Genomic DNA, 25,747 nt, shown 5'->3' with positions numbered 1-25,747 from the left:
ATAAAGACTAATAGTAAAAATAATGGAAAGGAGATTCACAGCTTGAATTATTTCCGGATTTTATATTGCTCTGTCTTGTTATTTTTTTCTTTTTTTAGCTGCGCCTCTGCTGCTGTCAGCAATCACCCGATTCATTGGGGTTTTCAAAAAAACAATAATCATCAGCCTCCTGATGCCGGGAAAGAATGGAATGAACTTTTAAATAAATATGGAGCGTTTTATTTAGGAGATCCCAGCAAAAAAGAGATTTATTTAACGTTTGATAATGGCTATGAAAACGGCTATACATCGAAAATTTTGGACGTACTGAAAAAGCACGATGTACATGCGACGTTTTTTGTAACAGGCCATTATTTAAAAACAGCCCCTGATCTTGTAAAGAGAATGGTGAAAGAAGGGCATATTGTCGGCAATCATTCATGGAGTCACCCTGATATGACGACAATAAGTGCTGATAAAATAAAGAAGGAGCTTGATGCCGTCAGCGACAAAGTAAAGGAGCTTACAGGCCAAGAAGGAACAGTATATGTGAGACCGCCAAGGGGCATTTTTAGCGAACGCACACTTGCATTGTCCGAAAAATACGGTTATCGCAATATTTTTTGGTCGCTTGCATTTGTCGACTGGAAGGTGAATGAACAAAAAGGCTGGCGATATGCATACGACAACATTATCAATCAAATTCATCCGGGCGCGATCATTTTGCTGCACACCGTATCAAAAGACAACGCTGATGCGCTTGATGAAGCGATTAAAACTTTAAAACAGCAAGGCTATACTTTTAAAAGTTTAGACGATCTAGTGATGGAGAAAATGTTTGAAAGTCCATTTCTTTATTAATAGAAGCGGATTATGTGATATAATAGCTCCGAAAAAATACGATAAAGGTCGGTAAAAACATGTGGAATGTGACGATAAAAGCGGCGCCGCCGTATGACTTCGACCGCGTGTTAGAGCGTCTTTCACTTGATCCGTTGAACAAGGTGGACGTGCACAAGCGAACCGTCCTTGTTCCTCTTTATAGTGAAAAAGAAGAACCTTTTGTTGCCGCTGTAAAAGCAATCGGATCGAAGGAAAACCCAGTATTTGAAATATCAGGGGAACAGGATGAACAAAAAGAACGAGCCATCCATGAGCTGACACGCATATTTCAATGGAAGAATTCGCTTAAAACCGTTCAAGATCATTTCCTGCAAACCAACCTTGCTCCGCTTTTTCAAGAGCATGAAGGGACGCCGCTCGTGTTAGATTTTCATCCGTATGCTTGTTTAATGAAATGCATTATTCATCAGCAATTAAATTTATCATTTGCCTATCAGTTGACGACCGCTTTTGTGCAAACTTTTGGTTTTAAAGTAGATAATGTATGGTTTTATCCCAAACCGGAAACAGTAGCCAAATTGAATTATGAGAATTTGCGGGCGCTGAAATTCAGCATGAGAAAAGCGGAATATGTTATTGATACCTCCAGACTGATTGCAGAAGGAGCACTGCCGCTTCAGGCCTTCCATGAATGGAGCGATGATGACATTATGAAAAAATTGGTTCAAGTGCGCGGCATCGGCCCGTGGACGGTGCAAAATTTTCTTTTATTTGGGCTAGGCAGGCCGAATCTGTTTCCTGCTGCTGATATCGGCTTGCAAAATGCGGTCAAGCATTATTTTCAACTGGAAAAGAAACCGACAAAAGAAGAAATGGAAAACTACAGCCGCGAGTGGGCTCCTTATTTAAGCTATGCAGCTTTTTATTTATGGCGAAGCATCGAAAAGAGACGGGGAGAAGCGAAATGAAGATAAAAAATAGATCGGTATCTGTGACGATTCAAAAGGGACAGCAATTTCCGCTGACCATTAAGCGGCTTGGCATTAACGGAGAAGGTGTCGGGTATTTTAAGAAACAAGTCGTCTTTGTCCCGGGAGCTTTGCCCGGGGAAGAAGTGGTCGTTCAAGCAGAGAATATTCAACCAAATTATGCAGAAGCCGTTATTAAAAAAATACGGAAAAAATCCCCTCATCGTGTGAAACCGCCCTGCATCTATTATGACCGATGCGGAGGCTGCCAATTGCAGCATTTGCAATATGAACAGCAGCTTGCTGCCAAACGGGACATTGTCATTCAAGCGCTTGAGCGCCATACGAACCTAGAGGTTGACGCCCTCGACATCCGTCCGACAATCGGTATGGACGACCCTTGGCATTACCGCAATAAAAGTCAATTTCAGCTCGGAAATGAAAAACAGCAAGTGATAGCGGGCCTGTATGGTGCGAATTCACACAAGCTTGTTCCAATTCACTCTTGCATGGTCCAGCACCCGCTGACAGATAAAATTAACCAAACGGTAAAACAAGTACTGGAGGATTTTCACATTCCGATTTACCATGAGCGAAAACGGACGGGCATCGTTCGCACAATCGTTGTACGCGCCGGCGTTCAAACGAACCATGTGCAAGTCGTCCTCATTACAAAAGCGGAAGAATTGCCGCGAAAAGAACTGATTGCAGCGGAGATCATGAAGCGCGCGCCGGAAGTAAAATCAGTCATGCAAAATATAAATGGAAGCAAAACATCGCTGATTTTCGGCGACAAAACGGTTTTGTTAAAAGGTGAAGAAGTCATCCAAGAAACATTGGGCGATCTTTCCTTTGAACTATCCGCCCGCGCTTTTTTCCAGCTTAACCCGGTGCAAACGGTCAAACTTTATGACGAAGTCAAAAAAGCAGCAGGTTTAACAGGAAGCGAAAAAATTGTAGATGCCTATTGCGGCGTCGGCACGATCGGCTTGTGGCTGGCAAAGGATGCAGCAGAAATCAGAGGAATGGATGTCATTGAAGAATCCATCCGTGACGCGAAAAAAAACGCCGAAAAACACGGGATCAAAAATGCAACATATGTCACAGGCAAAGCAGAAACATGGATGCCAAAATGGGCAAAAGAAGGCTGGCGCCCAGATGTTGTCGTCGTCGACCCTCCCCGCACCGGCTGCGACCGAGCGTTTCTCAAAACAATCAAAAAAGTGAAGCCAAAACGATTCGTTTACGTCTCATGCAATCCGTCCACCCTGGCAAAAGACATTCAATTTCTTTCCAGCTTGTACAAAGTCGAATACATCCAGCCCGTCGACATGTTTCCGCACACGGCGCATGTGGAGTGCTGCGCGTTGCTAGGGATTGGGATACGCTAAAGGCTGCGGAATCTAAAGGTGAATATGAAATATAAGTGCATCAGTGTCAGTCATTTCTAGAAAAATTATAGGAGTGACTGACATTTTTCTTTTTTATGTCCAAATACAATAGTTAAAATAAAACTTCTCAATTTAGAAGTAATAACCCAAGAAAGTGTTTTCCATTAAAGGGGTGTGACCATTAGTTAGTATCTAATAAATATTATGTACAGAATTAAAAAAATATTTACTGAAGATTTCGATGAGAATTATTAACTATTAAAATATAAGGAAAGGAGATTATTAATGGCATTAGCAAAGGCAGATTTTTATTATGGGGCTTTATTATCACAATTAGTAAATAGTGGGTTTGCACCAACAATTATTGAGCGTGGAGATACACGAAGAATTTATTCTTTATCAAACGATTTTAGTGATTTTAAAGTTTATGCAAAGTACTTACCATGTAAATATATTGACTTAATACAAGTAATATCCACTAATTGAGGGGAAGAAGCTATTATGTGTTAGCGAAATTTAAAGAAAACATGAGAATTCTAAAGAAAATTAAAGTTTATAGAGGGAGGTATTTTTTTGAAACTACATAGTATTAAGATTGAAGGATTTAGAAGACATTTTCAAACGGAAATATTATGTTCAGATGCAACTTTTTTAATTGGTCCTAACAACGTTGGAAAAAGCTCGATATTAAAGGCCATAGAATACTTATTAAGCGATACTCAAAAAATGCCAGATGAAGATTTCTTTTCAATACTTGGAGAAGATAATAACAATAAAATTTTATGCGATAAAGTTGTAATAACTTCAGAGTTTAGAGATATTCCACCAAATGCATACAAATGGAAGGGTTTTAACAAACAACGAATGTTTAAGTATGAAAGTCATGATGAGGATGAGAGTGGATATAGGATATTTTATAGGAAAACTTACTTCCTTGGGAATAACAAATGTAAAATTGAGATGTTGCAGTATAACAGCTTTTTAAAGAAAAAATTTAAAGAATGTAATTCTATACAGGATTATATAAATTATGGACTTAGTGAGGAAGTTGTTAAGGAATTATTCCCTGATAAAAAATATAATCAAAAAATGACAGAAAATATGTTAAAAGTTCTTGAAGACAATGGTGTTGAGGAAGTTTTTGAAATTGATGAGAATAAAACCAAATGGTTTGAAAATCCCGGGGGAATTGCAGGAAATGTATTACATAAACTTCCGAGATTTCTTCTTATATCGGATAAGCCAAATAATGATGAATTGTCAGGAAAAAATGGAGCGTTGATAAAAACCTTAACACAACTATTTGAAGATGTTAGAGATAAATCAGAAAATTTTAAAAAGGTACAGTATTATCTAGAAGAACTTGCAAAGGAGTTAGATCCAAATGATGAAAGTAGTGATTTCGCACAGCTGTTATCAGGGTTGAATAAAGTATTAGGTGAAGTGTTCCCTAACACTACGTTTCTTGCAAGAGCAAATTTATCTAATGCAGGTGACGTAATAAAGCCTAATTTTGATGTTGAACTTGGAAGTAATATTCACACTTCAATTAACTATCAAGGAGCAGGTGTGATAAGATCTGCTATTTTTGCAATGTTAAGGTACAGAAGTATGCGTGAAAATAAATTAACAAGGGAAGAATATATTAGACCTTTATTAATAGCGTTTGAAGAACCTGAAATTTATTTGCACCCACAAGCTGCAAAACAAATGAGAGATATAATATATGAATTAGCTATGGATAAAAATAATCAAATAATTTGTACAACACATTCACCTTACATGATTGATTTGAGTAAGAATACTCATCAAGTATTAAATTCTCTTTACTTAGATTATGATAGAGTTGAACTAAATGATTCAAAAAGAAATTTAGAAGTTGTACATTCTAATCCTTTTAATGTCAGTGAAGCATATAAAAGCCTTATAGAAGATGAAAAAACTTATATTAAGATGTTATTAAAGATTGATGATAGTATAACAAAGGTCTTCTTTACAAAAAAAGTTTTGATAGTAGAAGGCGATACAGAAGAAGTTGTAATAAGAGAAACAGTTGCAAGGATGCCTGAAGATATGTATAAGGATTTCTCATATAATTGGGAAGTTGTAAAGGCAAGAGGAAAGGCTGCAATTATTCCATTAGTGAAATATTTTAACGCTTTAGGTATTTATCCATATGTTATACATGATAGAGATGGTGGTATAGAAAAAGCCTTTAATTTTAACAAGTTAATTTTAGATGCGGTAGGAGATCCAAATCGAGTTTTTCCTATTAAAGAGTGTATGGAAGACCTGTTAGGGTATAAATCTTCAAGTTCCGATAAACCATATAAAGCTTACCATTTTATAAATTCCAACTGGGGGAAGAAATGGGAAGATATTAATCCAGAGTGGAGAGGAATAATTGAACAGATTATATACGGTAAAAAGGAAAATAATACTTCATATATTGAAGTAGCGGCAACGAAAGATGAAAATTAATACTTCGCTTTATCTTATGGAAATCATTTTTATGATACATTTTATGGTATAATCATTTTCAAATTCAAAAAAGGGTTTGATAAAAAATGGATTTAAATTCGGCTGATCGGGAGCAGATACTGTCGTTTTTGAAAAAAATAATTGTTGAAACATTGCATGATCAATCAGTAAAAGTCTATCTGTTTGGTTCGTGGGCTCGTAAAGAGGAAAAGAGGACATCCGATATTGACATCGCTCTTTCTGCAGATTCAGCTATTCCGATTTCTAAGTGGGTGGAACTTCGTGAACGAATAGAGGAATCGCCATTACCGTACAGAGTAGATCTTGTCGATTTATCTAAAGCCGATCAGGCTATGAAAGAAAAAGTGAAAAAGGAAGGAATTTTATGGAACGGTTAAAGGAACGTATTCAACTTGCTTTAAAAGCTCTTCGTGCTTTCCAAGAGGTTTTGCTCCTAGAGAATCCAACGGAAGTTGAACGGGATGCAGCTATTCAGCGATTTGAGTTTAGTTTTGAAGCTTGTTGGAAAGCAGTAAAACAATTTTTATATGATAAAGAAGGAATTGATGTCGGTTCACCTAAAGGAGTAATTCGTTCAAGCAGGGAAATTGGAATTTTATCTGATGAGGAAACGATCATTGCATTAAAAATGGTAGATGATCGGAATTTGACAGTTCATACATACAATGAAGAGCTAGCTGTTGAAATTTTTGGCAATCTCCATAAATACTATCAACTTCTCTATAACTGGATTATACGTATAGAGAAGAGAGAATATTAAATATAGTTGGAAGAGTAAAATTCCGTTAACGATGTATCGTTATTTTTTAAGATTGGCATTTGCAGTTCGCCCACTCAATTTTCTACGCCTGGGAAGAATTATGAACATCGTTTTATATTGAACAGATTTTCCCTATCTTTTCTCAAACAATCGATTGTTTATCGTCAATACCGAATACATGCATTCGGTATTGACTTGTGTAAATGAAATTTGCTTCATCGGTACCGGCAGTATTCGGGAGAAAAGCGGAAAAACGGCTCTACCGGTCGGGTCTGAAGGATCGGCTGACAATAAGTATCCGGTTTTTGCTTTATTTTGTTTTTTGATTAAGCCAATTCCCGATTTCAACCGTCGGTTCCACATTCACTTTATCATCCCCGGGGGCGCTTTAATAAAAAAATAACTGTGCCGGGTTGTGACCGTTGAGCATATTTAATGCCTGGGGGAGTTACATAGAAATCGCCTTTTTGAAAGGTGTACAGTTCTCCTGTTTCCACATCTAAATATTCCGTTTTTCCGCTGATAATGTATTGATATTCATAAGCTTGCGTGTGGTAATGCGGCAATTCACCCATAAAATCACCGTATGAAGTGATTCCGATTTCCAGTTTGTCGCCTTCTATATATGGAAGTGTTGTCGTCTTTTCGGGCGATTTCTTAATTTGTTTGCTTATTTCCTTCACGAATTGACAAAGTTTTCGCCCTCGTTTTTGATAGTTCTAATGTTTCTTTTGTTTTTGGCGACTGTTTCTCAGTTTAAACTTCTTTCTTCGAATATGAAAAAAGGGACGAATGCAAAAATCTCGTCCAGTAGGAGTTGCTCTGATACACTTATTATTATCTTCAAAAAGCAAACAAAGATCCCCTTATGCCACTCGTAACTGGTTTTTTTAATGGAATCTAGTAGCATTCCTCATTTGGCTTCGTAATAAATAAACTCAATGAGATTGTGAATTTTTCTCGATCTCACACTCGCAAGACCGGTTGAAAAATCACTTGAATGTTCTGTCATGCAATAGATATACGTAAATTGTACGATGGCCCAAAATCGTTTAATGGCTCGCTCATGTCGGATTCGATATCGATCGAAACCTAATGTTTCTTTCGTTTGCCGAAAGTAGCTTTCGATCGACCAGCGTTTCGCATAGTATCCAAGAATAGCCTAATCGCTCAGTTTTTGTGTCTGTACTTAAAAAACAACGCAAATGCTCGCTCGTCATCGGTTGATCGGTTTTCCAACAAAACAATACCACCGCACTTGGAATGTCGTTCAATGCCCCTTCGTAGCGATACATTCGATACGTTTCGCCTCCCATGGTCACGAGGTGGGTATCGGAATTCGGTGTTTCGGATGATAACTCACTGATGGAGATCCGTCAGAGTACCAGAACATCCTTTTGTGAGCATTCCATCTATGAGGTGGACGAGATGGTTCATCACAGACTTGGAATAGGGGAAGCTTGATTTACAAGTAGACCGTATCAGCGATGACATAAAATCACAAGAATCCCAAAGTGAGAGTGAAACTGAACTGGAAAAAATCGCGCCCGGTTTGTTTAAAAAACAAACTCGGGCTGCGGTCCAGAAAAAACAAAAAGAGCTGGATCATGCAGTGAATCATCTAAAAGAAGAAATTTTTGCCGATTCGGTGGCGAGCGATGCAAAAACAAGCTTTTACGATGCGAAAAAGACATTATTTTCACAACATTTTTTTACGCAGCATTCTTCTCCCGCTAGCCAAAGCACTGCGGATCATGCAGAGAAAAAGGAAAGGGTAAATCAGATAGCCATTGGATTTCTGAGCGGATTTGCTGTTATGTTGGTCGGCGGAATTTTGGCTCTTATAAGAAAAATAATGGAGTAAAGGGGAGATCAGGAATGCCCGTTGAAACGCATATCAATGTGACCGTTGATTTTAGTAAATGGGGGAAAGGTCGATATGATGTGAGGATACCGGCACATCAGCCGATAAAACAGCTGCTGTCGAACTTGAATGAATCTTTAAGGCTCGAACTCCCTAATTATTCCCTTTTTGCGGTAAAAATCCCGACTAAAGAACTTTTACTGGCGGATGACGACCAGATTAGCGAGTTCCCAGTGGCGAATGGAGATATTTTACTTGTTTTATAGAACAAGAACCATGCTTTTTATCATAGCCTGTGTAACGTTGAAAAGGAGTCAGAAATCATGAAGGAAAAAACAATTAAAATGGATTCCGTGTCTTATCATTTTTTTATTGAAAACAATCAATGGAAATTAGAACTGGCAAAATCGCAGACCCGCGTGAAAGATATTCGTGAATTGGCTCTGATGAAGGAGAATACAGACCAGTTTGTTCCGGTAGAAGTGGAGGACGGGGAAGAGGTTCTCACTTTCCAATTTCAAGTTGATTCCAATATGAACCATTGGGAAACCATTCAAAGCTTGGGGCGAAGTGACAAGTTGCGATTGCTGTGCAATCTGGCCCGTTTCAGAAAAATTTTAGATACGCGAATTACGTTCTTCCTGCATCCACATAATCTCATATTTGACGATAATCTTATACCTTTTTTGGTTTACAGAGGCATTCGACAGGTGCTACCCCCCTATGAGATCAACGACGAAACCTTCCTGCTGCAATATAAATGCTTGAGTATCGCCCTATTTTCAAAAAAATATAATTTCGATGAACTATATGCAGGTTCATGGAAAAATGCAAAAGATACCGAGTTTGAACGTCAAATCAGTGAAATTGATCATTTTGATGACTTTGTTGAATTTTTACACAATCAGTATAGCAAGGAAAAGCGCGAAACAGAGAAAAATATGCAAATCGTTCCAAAAAGAAGATTTCAGCTATTTAAACGTTTATCCATTGCCATGATCGCAGCTGCAGTCATTTTGGCTGTTCCTGTTGTATACTTCGGCTTTTTCAAGCTGCCGTTTCAGCAGCACCTTTTGGAAGCGCATAGGGCTTTTTTATCCAAGGATTATTCAGAAGTCATTTCAGATCTCGAAAGTGTCAATCCTGAAAAATTGCCAGATTCGGGAAAATATATATTGGCCTATTCATATGTTAAATCCGAAAATCTGGGCGATGAAGAAAAAGACACCATTAGCTTAAAAAGCGATCCTAACTACTTATTGTATTGGATTTACAATGGCCGCGGAGATTTGGATAAATCACTTGATTTAGCGATGTATCTCGATGATCCGGTGTTAATCATGTACGGCTATATTAAAAAAATTGAGAAGGCAAAAAATGATCCAAACTTAAGTGGAACCGAACGGCAAAACCAGGTGCAACAATATGAAGAGAAGTTAAAATCGTATGGAGAAAAATATGGTCTGGAATCTTTGTTTGTGACGGATCCGGAGAAAGCCAATCCAACTGAAGAAACGGGTGGATCCGCGCCGGCAGCTGCAGAACAACAAGTAACCGATCAAGCAAAGGGGACACAGACAGATCGAACGGAGAAAAAGGTTCCTGATCAAAACCAAACAGAAGAAACGAAATGAGGGGATCTTGCCTGCATTTATGAGCGGCTATCATTTTAATAGTTCAGCTGATTTTTAGTTTTAAAGAATTAAACGTTACGCTTCATGTACCCCAATCATTTCGCTTACTGGAAAAAAAGGCATGCGTCTTTCTTAATTGCATGTAGAGAGGGAGAAAGAGATGGCACAACGATTATTACTGGTGAGTTATGATAAACAATTGCATAAATGCCATTTACATGACCATGAACCGAAAAGAGTATCAATCGGCGGCCAATGGTCTGACACTATTACCTTTCGCGGTTTATCCGACACCATTTGGGTGGATTGGGATGGTGAAACATGCAAGGTTGAAAATAAATCATTGATAAATGGTGCCATTTCATTACAGATAAACAATATTCCGCTGGAAATATACCTTACGGAGCATAATGATTGGCACTACTATGATATTTCCAATAAATTGAACATTACCTTTGGCAAAAATACGTATGATGATGTGCAGATTCCCAATACTGCTATTGATTTCGTATTGTTCCGTGATCAATTGGGAGACTCTTTTCAAATGGCTGTCTATCAGGGCACTGTCTATCATAACTATACATTTGTGGATGGAGAAGAAGTGAAGATTGAAGCGGGGGATGAGCTTTTTTTTGCCGGTGTAATGGTCAGAGTGACCAGAGATCGTTTGGAGATATTGGCCTCCGAACCCTATATATCTAAATTGGTGCCATTATATAGCGCACAAAGCAAGTATAACGCGGATTATCCTGATTATCACCGTTCACCGCGCATTATTTACCGTGTTCCGGAAGATAAACGGAAAATTGCTAAACCATCCAGCAAGCCAAGCAAACCGAGTGAACAACTTGCCCGTGTCATTGTTCCGCCGCTAGTCATGATTGCAGCCTTCGTACTCGTTTCCTTTTTTCAGCGAAGCGGCATTTATTTAATTGTGATGCTGTCTATGACGATTGTCACAGTTATTTTTTCCATCACCTCTTATGTGAAAAGCTTGCGGCAATATCGATTGGATATGAAAGAACGGGAGGAGAGCTACCGGGATTATTTGAAGCAAAAAACACATGAATTGTATCAAGCAAGTGAAGAACAGCGCCATGCCTTAAACTATCACTACCCAAGTGTGGAGCAAATCCGTGATATGGCCTTAAGGGTGGACTCGCGGATTTACGAAAAGACGAGGTTTCACCATGACTTTTTAATGTATCGCGTTGGAACAGGGACAGTGGATGCCAGCTTTGACATCGAATTCAGCATGGAAGAATTTACACAGGATAAAGATGAACTGGTCGAGGAGGCGCGCAGCCTTCGATCACAATTTTTAAAATTGCATGATGTTCCGATTGTAACGTCCTTGTTAAATGGGCCTGTGGGATATATCGGTCAGCGCCGTCTTGTGTTGGAACAGCTGCAAATGCTCGTCATGCAAGCAGCCTTATTTCACAGTTATCACGATGTTCAATTTGTGACGATATTCCCGGAGGAAGAAAAGCAACAATGGGCTTGGATGCGCTGGCTGCCGCATGCCAGTTTGCGTGATTTAAATATTAGAGGTTTTATATACCACGAGCGATCTCGCGACCAAGTTCTCAATTCGCTCTCTCAAATTTTAAAAGAAAGAAAATTAACAACTGATGAGAAAGCGAACAAAAATGAGAATATCTATTTTTCACCGCATTTTGTCATTTTTATTACAGATGAAAAGCTGATTTTAGACCATACGATCATGGAGTTTTTTAATGAAGATCCAATCGAACTTGGTGTTTCGCTCGTGTTTGTGGAAGATGTCATGCAGTCATTGCCTGAGCATGTAAAAACGGTGATTGATATACGCGATGCCCACTATGGCAACATCATTATCGAAAACGGCGAATTGGTAAACAAACGGTTTGTTCCAGATCACTTCCCGGACGGTTTTAACAAAGAAGACATTTCCCGTGCTTTGGCTCCTTTAAACCACCTGCAAAACTTGAAAAATTCCATTCCGGAAAGCGTGACTTTCCTTGAAATGTACGGCGTGGAAAAGGTTGAGGAGCTCGGGATTGAAGAACGCTGGGCACGAAACGAAACATATAAAAGCCTGGCAGTACCGATCGGACTGCGGGGAAAAGAGGATATTGTCCAGTTGAACCTCCATGAAAAAGCGCACGGACCGCACGGGCTGATCGCCGGGACGACGGGTTCGGGGAAATCTGAAATCATTCAATCTTATATTCTCTCGCTTGCCGTTAATTTCCATCCGCATGAAGTTGCATTTTTGCTGATCGACTATAAAGGCGGCGGGATGGCGAATCTGTTCCGGAAGCTGCCGCACCTGCTCGGCACCATCACAAACCTTGACGGTGTCCAGTCGATGCGCGCGCTTGCCTCGATCAAAGCCGAACTAAAGAAGCGCCAGCGCTTGTTTGGAGAGCATAACGTCAACCATATCAACCAATACCAGAAGTTATATAAAACGGGCGAAGCGAAAGAGCCGATGCCGCATTTATTCCTGATCTCAGACGAATTTGCCGAACTGAAAGCGGAGCAGCCGGATTTCATGAAAGAACTTGTCTCGACCGCCCGCATCGGTCGTTCGCTCGGCATCCATCTGATATTGGCAACGCAAAAACCGAGCGGGGTTGTCGACGATCAAATTTGGTCCAACTCGAAATTTAAACTGGCACTCAAAGTCCAAAATACAAGCGACTCGATGGAAATTTTAAAAACACCGGACGCCGCTGAAATCACCTTGCCGGGACGCGCCTACCTGCAAGTCGGCAACAATGAAATTTACGAACTATTTCAAAGCGCATGGAGCGGCGCAAATTATGTTCCGGATCAGGAGGACCAAGACCTTTTGGACACGACGATTTACGCGATTAACGAGCTTGGCCAATATGAGCCGATTTCTCAGGATTTAAGCGGCCTTTCCAACCGCAAAGAAATAGTAAAAGTCCCGACTGAACTCGAAGCTGTCGTCGACTGGATCAACGCCTACGCTGAAAAAATCGGTGTGGAAGAATTGCCAAGACCGTGGCTGCCGCCGTTAGAAGAGAAGATCTATTTAACGGAGCTGCATCAAGTAGAATATACAGAAGCTTGGTATCAAGAGAAGCAAGGGCTTGAAGCGACCATCGGCTTTTTAGATTTGCCGGAAATGCAAGAGCAAAAGCCATTAACCTTGAATTTGGAGAAGGATGGACATTTAGCTGTTTATTCCAGCCCAGGCTATGGGAAATCAACCTATTTGCAGACTTTGGCAGTGGATATTGCCAGACAGTATAACCCCGAAAGAGTTCATATGTATTTAATCGATTTAGGAACTAACGGTTTGTTGCCATTGAAAGATTTGCCCCATGTCGCCGACACCATTATGGCAGATGACGAAGTGAAAATGGCTAAGCTTATTCGCCGCTTACGAAACGAGATGAAGGAGCGCAAGCAGAAATTAAGTAAATACGGAGTTGCCAACATTCGCATGTACGAAAAGGCAATCGGCGAAAACGTTCCGGCGATTCTACTCATAATCGATACGTATGATTCCGTTTTAGACTCTTCTTATAAGGATGATTTTGAGAATATGGTCGCGCAAGTTGCAAGGGAAGGCGTCAGCGTCGGTATACATCTTGCCATCAGCGCAGGAAGGCAAAGCGCGTTAAGAGCGCCTCTCCTCGCCAATATTAAACATCAGATTGCCTTGTTTATGATAGATGCTACAGAAGTTCGCAATATTGTAGGGAGAACGGATTTATCGATTGAGGAAATACCAGGCCGCGGCCTAATCAAATTGGATCAGCCAACTGCTTTTCAAACAGCTTTGCCTGTAAAAGGCGAAGATACGCTGCAAATCATTGAGGGAATCCAAACGGAGAGCAAAGGTATGCGTGAAGCGTGGAAAGGCAAAACGCCGGCTCCAATTCCAATGGTTCCAGAAGTGGTTGAATTTTCTGTATTCATTAAACATCCGAAGGCAAAAGATATGTTGGCGTCAGGAGGCATTCCATTTGCGGTGGATTTTGAAGAAGTAGAGCCTGTAGCACTACAGGTTGTTGAAGACCAAAATACATTAATTTTAGGAGAAATGGCTGATGCAGTGGAACAAACGTATTTAACTCTTCTATCCAGCATTTCGCTCAATGAGCATATTGATGTCGGTTTGTTGGATAATGCTGCAGCAGCATTCCAATTGTATCAAAACCATGTCAATTTGTATGCGGATAATGGAGCTTCGATGGATTTGTTTGTAGCCAAAATTCAAGAACTATACGAGGCAAGGGAAGACGCATTTCGCCAAATCCAGTTGGAAACAAACGGGCGAGCGACCATACGCGATTTTAAGAACCAAATCCGTCCGCTCGTTGTTTTAATCACCGATGCCTCCTTTGTCGTTGAAACGATGTCGGCGCTGTCGCAGTCAACGCTTGCAAAGCTGATGGAAACGGGAGCAAGGCTTGGAATCTATTTCATTATTGGCGGAATCCCGGGAAGAATTGAAAGAATGTATGATGACATTTCCACTATGATCAAAAAACAAAAAACGGGTGTGTTGATTGGCAGGGTTGCCGACCAAAATATTTTGGAAGTGATGAATCGGCCGTATAAGGAAAAGAACCTGCCGCCTTACGAAGCTTATTATATCCGATATGGAAAAGCGGTAAAAATTAAAATCGCCGCGCCATATCGTACAAAGGAGGAAGTGAGCGAACATGTTTGATTGGTTCAAAACGGCGACGGAGAAAAAAAGAGATGATTACCATAAGCTTTACGAAAAACTTCATGATGCACTTTCGGATTATGATCAAAATGTTTCGGAAGCAGAAGGAATCTACGAAAGCTATGTAGGAACAGCAGCTCATTTATCCAGCTCAGACATTCCATCAAACGACTTTGAACCTAAGCGGCAAGAACTCAATCAGAAGCTGAATAAATATTTCCAACTGGAAAAGCAGAAAAGAAGCTCTCTTGTGTCCGCCAAAAATAAGGCATACGAAAGATACATTTACTATAAAAACTTAGCCATTAAAGAAGCGAGGGAGAGAGCGGAAAGAGAGGAAAGAGAACGGAAAGAAAGGATGGAGCGGTTATATGGGAAGCGTTAAAATCAACGGTGCCAAAGTAAATGAAGCGAAAGAAACGGCAAAAGCGCTTGAAGAGTCGATTAGAAACACGAAGAACACATGCAGCCAATTAATTTCCTATATTCACTCGGCGGGGTGGAGTGGAAAATCACGAGACGCATTTCTTACCTATCTCGAGATTATACACAAATATCATCAAGAGATGGAAAAGGCTGCAGCGAAACAGACAAAAGCCCTGAATAATTTGGAAAGTTATTTCCATGACTTTTTGAACGATCCATCAGTTAAAGAAGTGAGAAACTTATGAACGTTGCTCGCGATGCTTTTAACGTACCGGAATTATATTTGTTGGCTGCGGCTTTTGGATGCAATACGATATTCGGCCTCCCGGATAAACAAATTTACCAATTAAAGGGAGAAGAAGTTTTTAAAGAAGCTCACGAACGCTTAAAAGAAAAACAAATATTAGATTCTGCCGGCAAAATCACAGAGGCGGGGGCCTTGGTCATTCAAGCACTGGAACATTATGCTCAAAGTGAAAAATATGTGCGAATTAATAATTTAATGTTTGCTTTCTTCGAGAAAACAAATGACAAGCTGATCGTTTTGGTGGAACTAGAAAATAACTTATACCAATTAAGGATCATGGCCAAAGCTTTTGTTCTCAAATTGCTAAGCGAACAGTTTCCGTTAATGTCAAGAGAACCGGCGCCGCTTGAAAAAACTTTTTTAAAGCGTGAACTAACCCATGAAGAAAGGCGAGAAGTAGAAAGTTTTGAACCGGAAAAAATGTTTATGAATCTTGAATTCTTTCATATGACTGAACGGCCGATGGAGCCTGACAATCCGAAATTCTATCAGCAGTGGATGATTTTTACGAAAGATCAAAATCTGATTATGGTGGATATCCCACAAAAGAAATACTACCATGCAAGCCAATATTGGTTTCTGAAACTGCTCTTTGACGAATTGGAATTTCCTTATAAGGAGGCAAAAGCGCATGGCTAACGCGAATATGGGCGGAGGAGGATCCGGCACCATTGATGTCAATCCGGATGAAATCACGACTGTTTTTAATTATTTGAACAGAATTCTTTCGGAATTAGAGGAAACGGCAATTCCCAATATAAAAAAACTAAGCAGCCTTGATTACTATACGGCGGGCAAAGCGATGAAAGCGATGGCTGTATACGATGAAGCGAATGAAAAGATCATGGATTTGTACGATCATTACAGTCGTGCAGCAACGTTAGTAATGGACATTTTATTAACCATGATGGAAGTGGACCAACAAATTGCGGAACAGATTATAGCAAAATTGGAGGTATAATCGGATGGATGTCAAATATATACCTTCCGAATGGGAAAGGACCAAGAAAGGCATTGGCGATCTGATCGGCCTCGGTGCATGGGGAAAAGGCATGATCGACAACTTAAAAGATATCAGTGATCTTTTGGAAGACGCCCAATCAGACATCGCCAAATATGATAGCGACGGTGTCATCTCTTTCACCCACACGGACCGCAAAAGCCAATATCAACAATTATATGAAGATTATCTCGTCCTGCACCGCTTTAGCGGCCGTGTCGGAGATATTGTCGACCGTACGATCGATGAGCCGTTTTATCAAGATATCGATGCTTTTGTCGAAGCGATGCGCAACTTATCGATATCAGAGATCAAGACGAAAAACCACATCGGTGTTAAAGAAATAATCGTCGTTCCAGGAACTTATGGCACACAAGAGACGATCGAAGTGCCAAAAGCCGAGGTCGGACTAGAAGATCTGTTCAGCGGCAGCAACTACTATGCCAGGCTGATGGAACGGGAATACGCCTCATGGAAAGAACTGAATCCCCACCAGGACTTTTCGGAAAAAGAATACATAAAGAATGCATTGAATTCCTACGCCTTTCAGTATGAATCGATCAAAGACGGGCAAATGAACAAAGAATTCTGGGGGCAAATAGCGGCGCTCGTCGTGATTGTCGGCGTCTCATTTATTTGTCCGCCAGCAGGGATGGCATTGGGCATGGCCTATGGTACACTGGAATTAAGCTCGGCCGTTTCCGGAAAAGACTGGATTTCAGGGAGGGAACTGGGAACAGGCGAAAGAGTATTCCGTGGTGTCCTCGCTCCATTGGATATCGTCCCTGGCGTCAGCGCGCTTTCTAGATTCAGCAGCGCCGCCCGCTTTTCACCTCTAAGAGAAGCAAGTGATCTTCAATTATTAACGGGGTTAAAAACGGGCTTCCAGCAAAAATCACAACGTGCCTCCGACATAGTTGTCCATGCTGAAAAAGACATCGTTGCCCGCATTCGAAATGCGAAAGCATGGGCGAAGGAAATCACGGCTCGGCTTAAGAACCGTGCGGACGACAGTGCCGTAAAAGCAAGCAGGGCAGAAGAAAATGCCGTGAAAAATGAGCGCGACATCATATCGGACCGGAAGATGGGGCTGCCGGGCGAAGAGGAAGACAAGGTAAACATTCCGGATTCTTTTGCAAAATTAATGAATGAAGAAGATGCAAAAAGATATCAACAATTTTGGGATAATGTAAATGCTGGTATTGATGTTAATAACAGAGTTATTTTAAGTTGTAGTAATGGATTTGCAAAGCAAATAATTAAACAACTAAAAAAATTTAATATAACAATTGAACAGTTTAATAAAATGAAAGTAAAACCAATATATGAGATGGATGAGAAAGAATTAATATTTATGAAGAATATTAGGGATTCTGTGCCGAAAGTTAATCAAGATACTCTTTTACAAAAAACGTTTCCAGCTAGTGATATCGAAAAATACCTCAATGGAGAATATAAAGAAATTGGTGGTTATTTTGCAAAAGCAGAAGATGTAAGTCATATAAAAGATTACGCACATGTTGTCGAGTCCTTAAGACTAGATTATAGTTATGTTAATGATGATAGGGTAGTACGACCTTTTCCAGAAAACAGAAATTCCTATGGAAAAATCTTATTTAAGACTGAACACATAGGGAGTATTGAAATTCCTTATGGAAAAAGAATGGGAGGTACAGTCTTTGACGAACCACCATGTACACAGAATGGATTTACAGCTTCAAGAAACGGAGAAATAGTTCCTGAATGGAAATTTAAAGGTTACTTTGCTCCAAAAGATGGGGCTGAATTGTATGAAGTAATCAATGGAGAAGAATTTTTACGCGCTATATATGACGAAGACGTTGGTAGATTTGTTCCGATAAAATAATTACTGGAGGGATTATTTTGAAAAAAGGATTATATGCCAAATATAAAGGTGAGGACTATAAGGCTAGATTAATAGAGAATAAAGTTAGGTTAATTAGCTATAATGCAACAGATTTAGATAAGGGGTTTAAAGAAAAAAAATATCCAGATAATTATGACATTAGTAATCTCCCTAGAGTGTATATTAATGAAGTTGAACAGAATGAGATAGAAGATATTTATGAAATAGAACTTATTGGAGTGATTGATGGACTAGAGGTGCAAATATTAAATGAAAATGTTAATGAATATCTTGTTGCTACATCTGATGTTGCAATAGGAGTTGAGTTAGATCTAGACAGAAAAGATCGAGATACATTTATGGATTGGGTGCCAAAAAGTAGGGTTAAAACTATAACACATAAGAAATCAATCATACTCTGATTTTCACAAGGTGGGAATTTACTAAACATCGAGTAGGAGGTTAATGAATTAGAAGTGCCGCAGCATTTGAAAATCGGCGCAGCAAACGGTGCGCCTAAAGTCGGCCGATTCGTAGACAACGCCATAACAAATCTGAAAAATGCGATCCCTGACCGGCAAATGGGATTCGCCATGGAAGGGGTTGGGGATGTTAAGGTTCCGGCGGAAAATACGCATGCGGTGGAGAATAAAATCCGGGCATACTTGAGCAAGGTCGATGGGGTGAATTTGGAGGACATAAAAGAAATTAAAGATAATTCAAAAGGTTTAAGTCCAGGTGATAAAGCGAAAATTGAAAAATGGATGTATCCACCCAGTGAGGAAAAGTACCTTAAATATAAAGATGTATATGATAATCCAAAATATTATAATCAAGAAACTGGAGAAGTAATATGGCCTCCAAATGATGGATTCGCAGAAGAACCGGTTGACACAATCCTGAAAGAAGGAATGTTAATAGATAGATATGGAGAACCAACTGGAGGCTTCTTTTCTCCAAAGGGTGTTCCGTATGAAGAGAGAGCGCTCGCATTGCATAGTGACGAAGCAAACTATTACGTTTATAGAGTATTGGAAGACTTTAGTGTTAAATCTGGTAAAGCTGCGCCTTGGTTTGGCAGACCAGGCGGGGGAACACAATTTGTAAAATACCATGAAAATGGGAAACCTTATACAATTAATGAATTAATTGAAGAAGATTTAATTGAACTTGTTTCTGTAAGGAAGTGGAGTCCATGATGAATGTGCTTGAACTCTTAAAGAAGGATCCTAATCTTTTTATCGTTGAAAATGATAACCAATCGTTAAAAGAAGTTTCTGTCTATCAAAAAAATTATGATAAAGACAATGTGTATTTCGATATGTCTATAAGATGTAAAACTGATATTGTCAACAAAAAAATGAGATTATATGAAGTCCAAAGAAATAAAGAATTTTTGATTGGACAATATGCCGATTCGGAATTTGGCCAATTGGCATTTTATATAGTTGTGTATAGTTACTTTAATCAAGATAAACCAAGTAATAGCGTAAGAAAAATGCTGCGAAATATAGGAGAAGATGTAAATAAAGCAAATAAAATCCTTGAAGATCATATAGGGAAAAATTATTTTTCTTTGTATAGAAAAGAAATTGGAAAAATAAATATTGATAAAATAAATGACGATCGTTGTGATGTTTTTTACTTGTCTCTTGAGAATAATATAATCCCAATTGTCCGAAACAAAAGATTGACAAGTGCATTTGTGATAATTTATAATTATGGCTTTTATTTAAAGCAATTTGACTCCTTAATGAAAAAGATCATTTCACATTACAATTTAAAATTAAAGAAAGAAGAAACAGAAGAATTAAAGAGATTGTATTTAAAAAAATAATTACAGCGGTGATAGTTACGAAACTGATTTAATTTATCATAAACACTAAAATATGAAGTCTTAATTCATAGAACCTCAGCTTTTTCTTTATTATCGCGGTATCTCGACATGGGCCGGTCCCAATCGGTCTAAGGGTTGATGACGGAATGAGCAACGAAAGACTTTGAAAAATAGCACTTCTTTGTAAAAAATGTTGGGGGGAATAAAGTTAACAACGATGGCTTCGAATATAACATTAAGGGTACGGGAAAAGGCGAAAGTACTATAGATCCTAAATTAGAAAAATATGTTTGTGAATCATTTGAAGGTATAGGGAAAGAGGCACAAGATAATTTCAATAAATATCTCAGAGATAATGTTTGGTGTGATGAAACGTTATCTAATGCTGAAAAGATTGAAATTATGAAAGCTAACTTTAATAAGTTAACACCGGAACAAAAAATAAATTTTAATGTTTTAAATGATGTTAGAGTGATAAAAAATGCTGATTATTCTAATTGGGGAGAATGGCCAGATATTGACTGGCCAAGTTTTCCAGGTTTGAATAAAGATACTGCAATTGGTGTATTTAATAAAGAAACTGGAGAAATATTAATTCCAAGTGAATTAGATAGAATTGGAAGTCCTTTTGGCAACAATTTAGGTGTGGTAGAAAATAGTTATCATAGTACACAAAGTGAACGTTCTATTTGTTATATTGAAAATGAGTATGCGAGGAACACCTATTATTTTGATAAAACGTACTATAAAGATGCAATAGATGCTATTAAAAATTTTAGTATTGACCATCCAGAATATTCTGTTAACAAAATCAATTCTATTATTGATAAATTAAATATAAAGATTGGAACAAATAATCCTCATATTACTGAAAATGTTATTGCCAATTGGTATTCTCAATATAAAGCTTTTCAATCAAATCCTGAATTGGTAGCTTTGTGTAAAGAAAAAGAAATAGACTCAATATATGGTGTTATGGGGGAAGCAGCTCCATGGGAAAATAACTACGGGTGGTGCGAAACAAATTAACACTCCAATAAATGTGAAAGCTTTAGAGGATATCGGTATATTACAAAATAAAGGAGGTTGGTAAAAAATGACACGAACTGAATATGAAAATAAAATAAAAGAGTTAGGCATAGATTTGGAAGAATTGAATATTGTTATTGGTAGAAAAACCAATGTACCATTTTCAACAGGTTGCTACTTTGAAGGTGATAATTGGATCTTATATAATGTGGATGAAAGACAAAATTTTTCAATTATCGAGAGGGGAAATGAGAATCAAATTTTCAAATTTTTATATATGATAACGATGGGAAAAATAGGTAGATAGAAAATAAACATTTTAATTTGACCGCACTTCTTATCCAAAGCTTCTAAGCTATTCCATGTCGATGAAATAAAATTAATAGTTAATGGAAATTAAATTTGACCGTAATAAATGGTTCAGAGAAGAGGGGTTTTTGAATCCTTTTTATGTTATCCATGATAATAAAGATCCAATATTGTAACAGGTTCGGAAGTAATATTTAATAATGAAAGTGATGCCCTTGATAACTTTATAAAAAGGCTTAGAACAGAAAAGCTGTTATTTTAGGATATATAATATTAGCTAAGAACAATAAGGTATTTAAGTAATAGAAACATAAAATTGATGTTAGTCTAAAAATTAGACACGGAGAACAGGGAGATTATAATAAACTTAATTACAATAGGTTTGTTTTTTGAAAATAAAAGTGCAGAGAATTGCAAAATCCTTATGCAGTGATATGCAAAGGAGCTTTACATGGAGGAGGAGCCATGATAACCTTTTTTGGTTTTGCCAAAACTGTTGAAGCTGGCGCTTGGCTAAAGAATCATGGCTACAGAAGATCCATGTCAAGCCCTTGATGGATAGATCACATATATGTATATTTATACAAAATTTTGATAAAGATATACTGCGACACTCTGAATTTTCTTCTTGCAGAAAATACCTTGCATCATTTTACAGAAATATATTTGGAAAATGCACAAATGCTTGGTAAGAATGTGCATCATCTAGGGGATTCGCAAAATTTTTCGCGGTATTTCGGATGTTAGGATGAAATTGCCCTAATTTACAACATAGCATTTCAATATATACTCTCCCCTTTGTATTTCACCAGCTTCCCGCACAACTATTTTCTCAGTCTTTTCAGCGCTATTTGTAATAATAATTGGCGTTACGATTTCTTTATTATTTTTTTCAATAAATTCTATATCAACATTCATTATGGGATCTCCAATTTTTACTTTTTGCCCTTCACTCACAGTTACTTCATAACCTTCACCATTTAATTCAACCGTATCTAGTCCAACGTGAATTAATATTTCTAACCCATGTTTTGTTCGAATACCTATTGCGTGCTTAGTAGGAAATACTTGAATAATTTGTCCTTTTACAGGGGACACCACCTTTCCGTCTTTAGGAATAACCGCTATCCCATCCCCCATCATCTTTTGGGCAAACACGGGATCCGGTACTTCTGATAATGAAATTACTTCGCCATACATAGGTGAAAAAATTTCTTCTATAATAGTTTTGGGATTTTTCGCAAATATTTTTTTTAACATACTAATTCCTTCTTTCTATCTATAATAATTTTATGAAAATTGTATTTTAATAATAAAGACAAGACAAAGAACAGACAGCAATCCAACAATAATGGTACTTCCGACAAATCTTAAATTTGCTCCTTTTTCCTTCCGGTTCAACGTACTATTTTTTATTAATTCTTTATGTGCTTTCCGGTATTTGCTAATAGCTAAAAGAAGCAACATACTGCCAAATATATTTCAACCAGCAATAATGAAATCGCCAACCTTCCTATTTCTAACTGGATCTGTTTTATAAATCTGACAACACCATTCTTGTCAATACACCAAAAAAAGATTTAACATGGCAAACACAAACAAATTTTAATAAAAGGATCCTCTTTTACTTGAGCAAAAAAAGGTTGGTTTGCCTGCAGCGACATTATATATAAATAACTAAGAAAGAGAAATGGGACGTATAAAAAAGATGACCGATATTTTAAAAATGCGCAAACTTTGTAATATGGAAGGGGAATCATTCGAATGTTTTTGTTGGCACGTTGTATTATGCGTCTTCATCTTTTCCCGCCCTTTCAATTGTTTCTTTTTTCTCTTTCAGGTAGTCAACATAATGGCTAAAAATAGCTTCTCCAATAATAAAAAAAGGGGCAAATGTTTTCAATTTTGTTCCGTTATGGCTTGCGAGATTTGAACTTCTGGCATATAAATTATACGGAGTCATTCTAGCCAAACGATTATTTACTAAATTTGTTATAGAGATAAAAGGAATTCCTTTGGCAACTAAATTTTGCACTGCAGGAAAAATTGTTGGTGTATCCCCTGATAAAGAAAAAATGATCACAACATCGTTTTTCTGCAAATCCTTTACAATTATTTCAAACTCCAATTGGGAGTGGATAACATTCAAATACTTTTGAAGCGGCAGAAACATTCTTTGCAACTCTAATGCACAATGTAATTGTGCAGTGCCCGTCCCAAAAACAAATACTTGATTGGCATTATATATCAATTCACAAACATCCGAAAAATCTTTGGTTTGAATATATTTGATTGTTTCATGAAGATCTTCCTGCAAAATTTCTACACCGCTTTTTTCTTCTACCGGATCCTCTCGACCTTGCCATTTTAAGAACACTCGGAATTCACTATATCCACTAAATTCCAATTTCTGTGCCAACCGCAATATTGAAGAGCGGGAAACATTGCATTTTTCAGCTAGATTATTAATCCCTAACGAATAACAAGTATTTTTATTATTCATAATGTACTTTAAGATGTGTAAATCTGTCTCATTTAATTTTTTATAATGTTTATTAATAAGTTCTTCTAATCTCAAGCCATATCCCCTCCTTCAATAAATAATTTATGTTTGCTCTTGTCATCTCCAAATGGCCGTGCCGTTAACTGCGAATAAATTCGCTGGCAGAACTATATGGAACTGTACTGGATTATTATCCTTTACATTCCTTCGGAAGCAGCCAAATGTAATGCCAGAACACTACAATACTTAGTTTAAAGGAAAAAAAGGTGTAAGTCTGCTGCTTGGCAAAAAATAATTATTCATTAACAGAAGGAGGAGTGAAACAAAAAAAGTACAAAAGATTGTTACCCTTTTGTACTTTTTATTTGATAAAATCGATCATCTTAAAAAGATTCGCTCACTACCACATCATCTTTATGAAGTTCAGGCCAGAAATCTTTATTTGCTTCAATTAAATCATCCAATATTTCTTTAGCAACTTTTGCACTTGGTACTGTTTTGGATAATGTTATTGCTTGCCATAATTTTTGGTAAGAACGGGTAACCCACGCCTCAACAACCAATTTTTCAACTGATACTTGTTGTTCCATTAATCCTTTTTGGAATTGTGGAATTTCTCCTATCGATAATGGCTCTGGACCATTACTTCCAACAATACAAGGAATTTCCACCATTGCAGTTGGATCAAGATTAATAATTGATCCTTTATTTTCGACAATTAATAACATTCTTTCATGAGTGTTATATGCAATGGCACGTGCTAAATCTACAATATATGCTGCATGTTCATCTATATGAAGTTTACTGCCTTCTGTCGATTGATTTTCAATTATTTTTCTACATTCGCCGAAAACAAATTTTTCACGGCCTTCCATTACCTCATTGGCTCTTGTATATTCAGGATTAGAATGCTCCACAACATAATCTGGGAAGAAGTAGTATTGCAAATACGTATTCGGCAATGTATTTGGATCTAATGCATATACATCACGCGCCTTTAAGAATGTTTCATTCCAACTTTGATCTACATGCTGGTTATCTGCGCTATTTGGTACATTATATCCATGTTTAGCTACATGTTCTTTTAGTTTTGGCATTAAATCATTTCCATCTTTATCACGGATTTCTGTCCACCAGCCAAAATGGTTTAATCCAAAATAACGGACATTCATTTCTTTACGATCATTTAAACCTAAAATTTGTGCCATGCGCATTTCAATTCCAATAGGCATGTCGCAAATGTTTAATATTTTGGAATTTGGCCGCAAACGACGGGTAGCTTCAGCAACAATAGCTGCTGGATTGGAATAGTTTAACATCCATGCATCCGGAGAGTATTTTTCCATATAATCAATTAATTCTAATACTCCTCCAATAGAACGCATTCCATATGCAATTCCGCCTGGCCCGCATGTTTCTTGACCAACTACACCATGTTTCAAAGGTATTTTTTCATCTAATTCACGCATTGCATATTTTCCTACACGAATATGCGCCATGACAAAATCAACATCTGTAAAGGCTTCTTCAGGATTTGTTGTTGCCAAAAATTCTATTTCCGGAGCTCTTTCTTTGAGAATTATTTCGCAAGCTCCTGCAATTGTTGCTTGACGTTCCTCATCATTATCATAAAGTTTTAATTTTCTAATTGGAAACTTATATAAATTATCTAATAACATCAAAACAATCCCTGGAGTAAAAGTACTTCCCCCGCCTGCAATTAATACCGAGAATTTTTTCATTTTTAGGTTTCCTCCTTTAATGCAATATCCTCTTTCATCCAAGTTATAACAATTCATTTGTATGAAAACAATATTCCTTAACCATTCTGG

26 protein-coding genes and 1 pseudogene are annotated in these 25,747 nt (G+C 37.9%); 21 read left to right on the top strand and 6 right to left on the bottom strand.

Features of this window, described 5'->3' with window-relative positions:
* Window positions 1–42: 42 nt before the first annotated feature.
* From pdaA to NSQ84_RS15460, 7 genes are all read left to right on the top strand, one after another.
* Window positions 43–840, top strand: coding sequence for a delta-lactam-biosynthetic de-N-acetylase (gene pdaA / locus NSQ84_RS15490; RefSeq protein WP_327856984.1), 798 nt, complete (start codon window positions 43–45; stop codon window positions 838–840).
* 59 nt (window positions 841–899) lie between these two features.
* Window positions 900–1,790 (top strand): DNA-3-methyladenine glycosylase, encoded by an 891-nt coding sequence (locus NSQ84_RS15485; RefSeq protein ID WP_144598477.1) that lies wholly within the window; start codon window positions 900–902, stop codon window positions 1,788–1,790.
* Complete coding sequence (gene rlmD / locus NSQ84_RS15480) at window positions 1,787–3,181, top strand: 23S rRNA (uracil(1939)-C(5))-methyltransferase RlmD (RefSeq protein WP_339212073.1); 1,395 nt, start codon at window positions 1,787–1,789, stop codon at window positions 3,179–3,181. Before NSQ84_RS15485 ends, rlmD begins: the two co-directional genes overlap by 4 nt.
* Window positions 3,182–3,466: 285 nt before the next feature.
* Window positions 3,467–3,667, top strand: coding sequence for a hypothetical protein (locus tag NSQ84_RS15475; protein ID WP_327873271.1), 201 nt, complete (start codon window positions 3,467–3,469; stop codon window positions 3,665–3,667).
* A gap of 87 nt (window positions 3,668–3,754) precedes the next feature.
* Window positions 3,755–5,662 (top strand): ATP-dependent endonuclease, encoded by a 1,908-nt coding sequence (locus NSQ84_RS15470; RefSeq protein WP_339212072.1) that lies wholly within the window; start codon window positions 3,755–3,757, stop codon window positions 5,660–5,662.
* Between the two features lie 86 nt (window positions 5,663–5,748).
* A complete protein-coding gene (locus NSQ84_RS15465) occupies window positions 5,749–6,060 on the top strand; it encodes a nucleotidyltransferase domain-containing protein (RefSeq protein ID WP_130158900.1) in 312 nt (103 codons plus the stop codon).
* Window positions 6,048–6,443 carry an HI0074 family nucleotidyltransferase substrate-binding subunit gene (locus tag NSQ84_RS15460; RefSeq protein WP_063389150.1) on the top strand — a complete coding sequence of 132 codons (396 nt, stop codon included), beginning with the start codon at window positions 6,048–6,050 and terminating at the stop codon, window positions 6,441–6,443. The genes NSQ84_RS15465 and NSQ84_RS15460 overlap by 13 nt, the downstream gene beginning before the upstream one ends.
* A 132-nt stretch (window positions 6,444–6,575) precedes the next feature.
* Here NSQ84_RS15460 and NSQ84_RS15455 read toward each other — a convergent pair whose 3' ends face one another.
* The 3 genes and pseudogenes from NSQ84_RS15455 to NSQ84_RS15445 form a co-directional block, all read right to left on the bottom strand.
* Window positions 6,576–6,806, bottom strand: a complete 231-nt coding sequence (locus NSQ84_RS15455) for a hypothetical protein (RefSeq protein WP_130158898.1) — start codon at window positions 6,804–6,806, stop codon at window positions 6,576–6,578.
* Window positions 6,807–6,814: 8 nt separating this feature from the next.
* Window positions 6,815–7,126 (bottom strand): cupin domain-containing protein, encoded by a 312-nt coding sequence (locus NSQ84_RS15450; RefSeq protein ID WP_207225826.1) that lies wholly within the window; start codon window positions 7,124–7,126, stop codon window positions 6,815–6,817.
* 230 nt (window positions 7,127–7,356) lie between these two features.
* Window positions 7,357–7,777 (bottom strand): annotated as a pseudogene (locus tag NSQ84_RS15445) (transposase); the annotation flags it as partial.
* Between the two features lie 146 nt (window positions 7,778–7,923).
* On the opposite strand from NSQ84_RS15445, the gene essA reads away from it, so the two are divergent.
* The 14 genes from essA to NSQ84_RS15375 all read left to right on the top strand — a co-directional run bounded on the left by essA (window position 7,924) and on the right by NSQ84_RS15375 (window position 21,410).
* On the top strand, window positions 7,924–8,307 hold the full coding sequence (gene essA, locus NSQ84_RS15440) for a type VII secretion protein EssA (RefSeq protein WP_339212794.1): 384 nt from the start codon (window positions 7,924–7,926) through the stop codon (window positions 8,305–8,307).
* Window positions 8,308–8,321: 14 nt separating this feature from the next.
* On the top strand, window positions 8,322–8,573 hold the full coding sequence (locus NSQ84_RS15435; protein ID WP_066249503.1) for an EsaB/YukD family protein: 252 nt from the start codon (window positions 8,322–8,324) through the stop codon (window positions 8,571–8,573).
* A 57-nt stretch (window positions 8,574–8,630) separates the two neighbouring features.
* Window positions 8,631–9,941 (top strand): type VII secretion protein EssB, encoded by a 1,311-nt coding sequence (gene essB / locus NSQ84_RS15430; RefSeq protein WP_327873492.1) that lies wholly within the window; start codon window positions 8,631–8,633, stop codon window positions 9,939–9,941.
* 160 nt (window positions 9,942–10,101) lie between these two features.
* Window positions 10,102–14,637 carry a type VII secretion protein EssC gene (essC, locus tag NSQ84_RS15425; RefSeq protein ID WP_327873493.1) on the top strand — a complete coding sequence of 1,512 codons (4,536 nt, stop codon included), beginning with the start codon at window positions 10,102–10,104 and terminating at the stop codon, window positions 14,635–14,637.
* Complete coding sequence (locus NSQ84_RS15420) at window positions 14,630–15,022, top strand: hypothetical protein (protein WP_066249513.1); 393 nt, start codon at window positions 14,630–14,632, stop codon at window positions 15,020–15,022. Before essC ends, NSQ84_RS15420 begins: the two co-directional genes overlap by 8 nt.
* Window positions 15,009–15,308, top strand: a complete 300-nt coding sequence (locus NSQ84_RS15415; RefSeq protein WP_066249517.1) for a WXG100 family type VII secretion target — start codon at window positions 15,009–15,011, stop codon at window positions 15,306–15,308. Before NSQ84_RS15420 ends, NSQ84_RS15415 begins: the two co-directional genes overlap by 14 nt.
* On the top strand, window positions 15,305–16,009 hold the full coding sequence (locus NSQ84_RS15410; protein ID WP_066249519.1) for a DUF5081 family protein: 705 nt from the start codon (window positions 15,305–15,307) through the stop codon (window positions 16,007–16,009). The genes NSQ84_RS15415 and NSQ84_RS15410 overlap by 4 nt, the downstream gene beginning before the upstream one ends.
* Window positions 16,002–16,331 (top strand): hypothetical protein, encoded by a 330-nt coding sequence (locus NSQ84_RS15405; RefSeq protein ID WP_066249523.1) that lies wholly within the window; start codon window positions 16,002–16,004, stop codon window positions 16,329–16,331. The genes NSQ84_RS15410 and NSQ84_RS15405 overlap by 8 nt, the downstream gene beginning before the upstream one ends.
* A 4-nt stretch (window positions 16,332–16,335) precedes the next feature.
* Window positions 16,336–18,237, top strand: coding sequence for a hypothetical protein (locus tag NSQ84_RS15400; RefSeq protein ID WP_327873494.1), 1,902 nt, complete (start codon window positions 16,336–16,338; stop codon window positions 18,235–18,237).
* A 17-nt stretch (window positions 18,238–18,254) separates the two neighbouring features.
* Window positions 18,255–18,659 carry a hypothetical protein gene (locus NSQ84_RS15395; RefSeq protein ID WP_063389154.1) on the top strand — a complete coding sequence of 135 codons (405 nt, stop codon included), beginning with the start codon at window positions 18,255–18,257 and terminating at the stop codon, window positions 18,657–18,659.
* Window positions 18,660–18,713: 54 nt separating this feature from the next.
* Window positions 18,714–19,436: a TNT domain-containing protein gene (locus tag NSQ84_RS15390; protein ID WP_327873495.1), complete on the top strand. Its 723-nt coding sequence runs from the start codon at window positions 18,714–18,716 to the stop codon at window positions 19,434–19,436.
* The gene (locus tag NSQ84_RS15385; RefSeq protein ID WP_066251020.1) at window positions 19,433–20,074 is read left to right on the top strand and encodes a hypothetical protein; all 642 of its coding nucleotides are present in this window, start codon (window positions 19,433–19,435) and stop codon (window positions 20,072–20,074) included. Before NSQ84_RS15390 ends, NSQ84_RS15385 begins: the two co-directional genes overlap by 4 nt.
* A gap of 402 nt (window positions 20,075–20,476) precedes the next feature.
* On the top strand, window positions 20,477–21,103 hold the full coding sequence (locus tag NSQ84_RS15380; RefSeq protein WP_327873752.1) for a hypothetical protein: 627 nt from the start codon (window positions 20,477–20,479) through the stop codon (window positions 21,101–21,103).
* A 67-nt stretch (window positions 21,104–21,170) separates the two neighbouring features.
* Window positions 21,171–21,410 (top strand): hypothetical protein, encoded by a 240-nt coding sequence (locus NSQ84_RS15375; RefSeq protein WP_130157206.1) that lies wholly within the window; start codon window positions 21,171–21,173, stop codon window positions 21,408–21,410.
* A 761-nt stretch (window positions 21,411–22,171) separates the two neighbouring features.
* Here the strand turns inward: NSQ84_RS15375 and NSQ84_RS15370 are convergent.
* The 3 genes from NSQ84_RS15370 to NSQ84_RS15360 form a co-directional block, all read right to left on the bottom strand.
* A complete protein-coding gene (locus NSQ84_RS15370; protein WP_144598524.1) occupies window positions 22,172–22,672 on the bottom strand; it encodes a PTS glucose transporter subunit IIA in 501 nt (166 codons plus the stop codon).
* 526 nt (window positions 22,673–23,198) lie between these two features.
* Complete coding sequence (locus NSQ84_RS15365) at window positions 23,199–23,990, bottom strand: MurR/RpiR family transcriptional regulator (protein WP_094244504.1); 792 nt, start codon at window positions 23,988–23,990, stop codon at window positions 23,199–23,201.
* A gap of 308 nt (window positions 23,991–24,298) precedes the next feature.
* The gene (locus NSQ84_RS15360; protein ID WP_327874081.1) at window positions 24,299–25,657 is read right to left on the bottom strand and encodes a 6-phospho-alpha-glucosidase; all 1,359 of its coding nucleotides are present in this window, start codon (window positions 25,655–25,657) and stop codon (window positions 24,299–24,301) included.
* Window positions 25,658–25,747 lie beyond the last annotated feature (90 nt).

Source organism: Aeribacillus sp. FSL K6-3256, from assembly GCF_037965805.1.
Classification (GTDB): Bacteria; Bacillota; Bacilli; order Bacillales; family Aeribacillaceae; genus Aeribacillus; species Aeribacillus composti.
Note: the sequence above shows the minus strand (reverse complement) of the source record. Positions and strands in the feature narration are given on the sequence as shown.

Bases quoted from the DNA above. Each gene is read 5' to 3' on its own strand.
- NSQ84_RS15485 (WP_144598477.1), top strand. From the start codon at position 900: ATGTGGAATGTGACGATAAAAGCGGCGCCGCCGTATGACTTCGACCGC.
- rlmD (WP_339212073.1), top strand. From the start codon at position 1,787: ATGAAGATAAAAAATAGATCGGTATCTGTGACGATTCAAAAGGGACAG.
- NSQ84_RS15475 (WP_327873271.1), top strand. From the start codon at position 3,467: ATGGCATTAGCAAAGGCAGATTTTTATTATGGGGCTTTATTATCACAA.
- NSQ84_RS15465 (WP_130158900.1), top strand. From the start codon at position 5,749: ATGGATTTAAATTCGGCTGATCGGGAGCAGATACTGTCGTTTTTGAAA.
- NSQ84_RS15460 (WP_063389150.1), top strand. From the start codon at position 6,048: ATGGAACGGTTAAAGGAACGTATTCAACTTGCTTTAAAAGCTCTTCGT.
- NSQ84_RS15455 (WP_130158898.1), bottom strand. From the start codon at position 6,806: ATGTGGAACCGACGGTTGAAATCGGGAATTGGCTTAATCAAAAAACAA.
- NSQ84_RS15435 (WP_066249503.1), top strand. From the start codon at position 8,322: ATGCCCGTTGAAACGCATATCAATGTGACCGTTGATTTTAGTAAATGG.
- essB (WP_327873492.1), top strand. From the start codon at position 8,631: ATGAAGGAAAAAACAATTAAAATGGATTCCGTGTCTTATCATTTTTTT.
- essC (WP_327873493.1), top strand. From the start codon at position 10,102: ATGGCACAACGATTATTACTGGTGAGTTATGATAAACAATTGCATAAA.
- NSQ84_RS15420 (WP_066249513.1), top strand. From the start codon at position 14,630: ATGTTTGATTGGTTCAAAACGGCGACGGAGAAAAAAAGAGATGATTAC.
- NSQ84_RS15415 (WP_066249517.1), top strand. From the start codon at position 15,009: ATGGGAAGCGTTAAAATCAACGGTGCCAAAGTAAATGAAGCGAAAGAA.
- NSQ84_RS15410 (WP_066249519.1), top strand. From the start codon at position 15,305: ATGAACGTTGCTCGCGATGCTTTTAACGTACCGGAATTATATTTGTTG.
- NSQ84_RS15405 (WP_066249523.1), top strand. From the start codon at position 16,002: ATGGCTAACGCGAATATGGGCGGAGGAGGATCCGGCACCATTGATGTC.
- NSQ84_RS15400 (WP_327873494.1), top strand. From the start codon at position 16,336: ATGGATGTCAAATATATACCTTCCGAATGGGAAAGGACCAAGAAAGGC.
- NSQ84_RS15385 (WP_066251020.1), top strand. From the start codon at position 19,433: ATGATGAATGTGCTTGAACTCTTAAAGAAGGATCCTAATCTTTTTATC.
- NSQ84_RS15380 (WP_327873752.1), top strand. From the start codon at position 20,477: ATGAAAGCTAACTTTAATAAGTTAACACCGGAACAAAAAATAAATTTT.
- NSQ84_RS15375 (WP_130157206.1), top strand. From the start codon at position 21,171: ATGACACGAACTGAATATGAAAATAAAATAAAAGAGTTAGGCATAGAT.
- NSQ84_RS15370 (WP_144598524.1), bottom strand. From the start codon at position 22,672: ATGTTAAAAAAAATATTTGCGAAAAATCCCAAAACTATTATAGAAGAA.
- NSQ84_RS15360 (WP_327874081.1), bottom strand. From the start codon at position 25,657: ATGAAAAAATTCTCGGTATTAATTGCAGGCGGGGGAAGTACTTTTACT.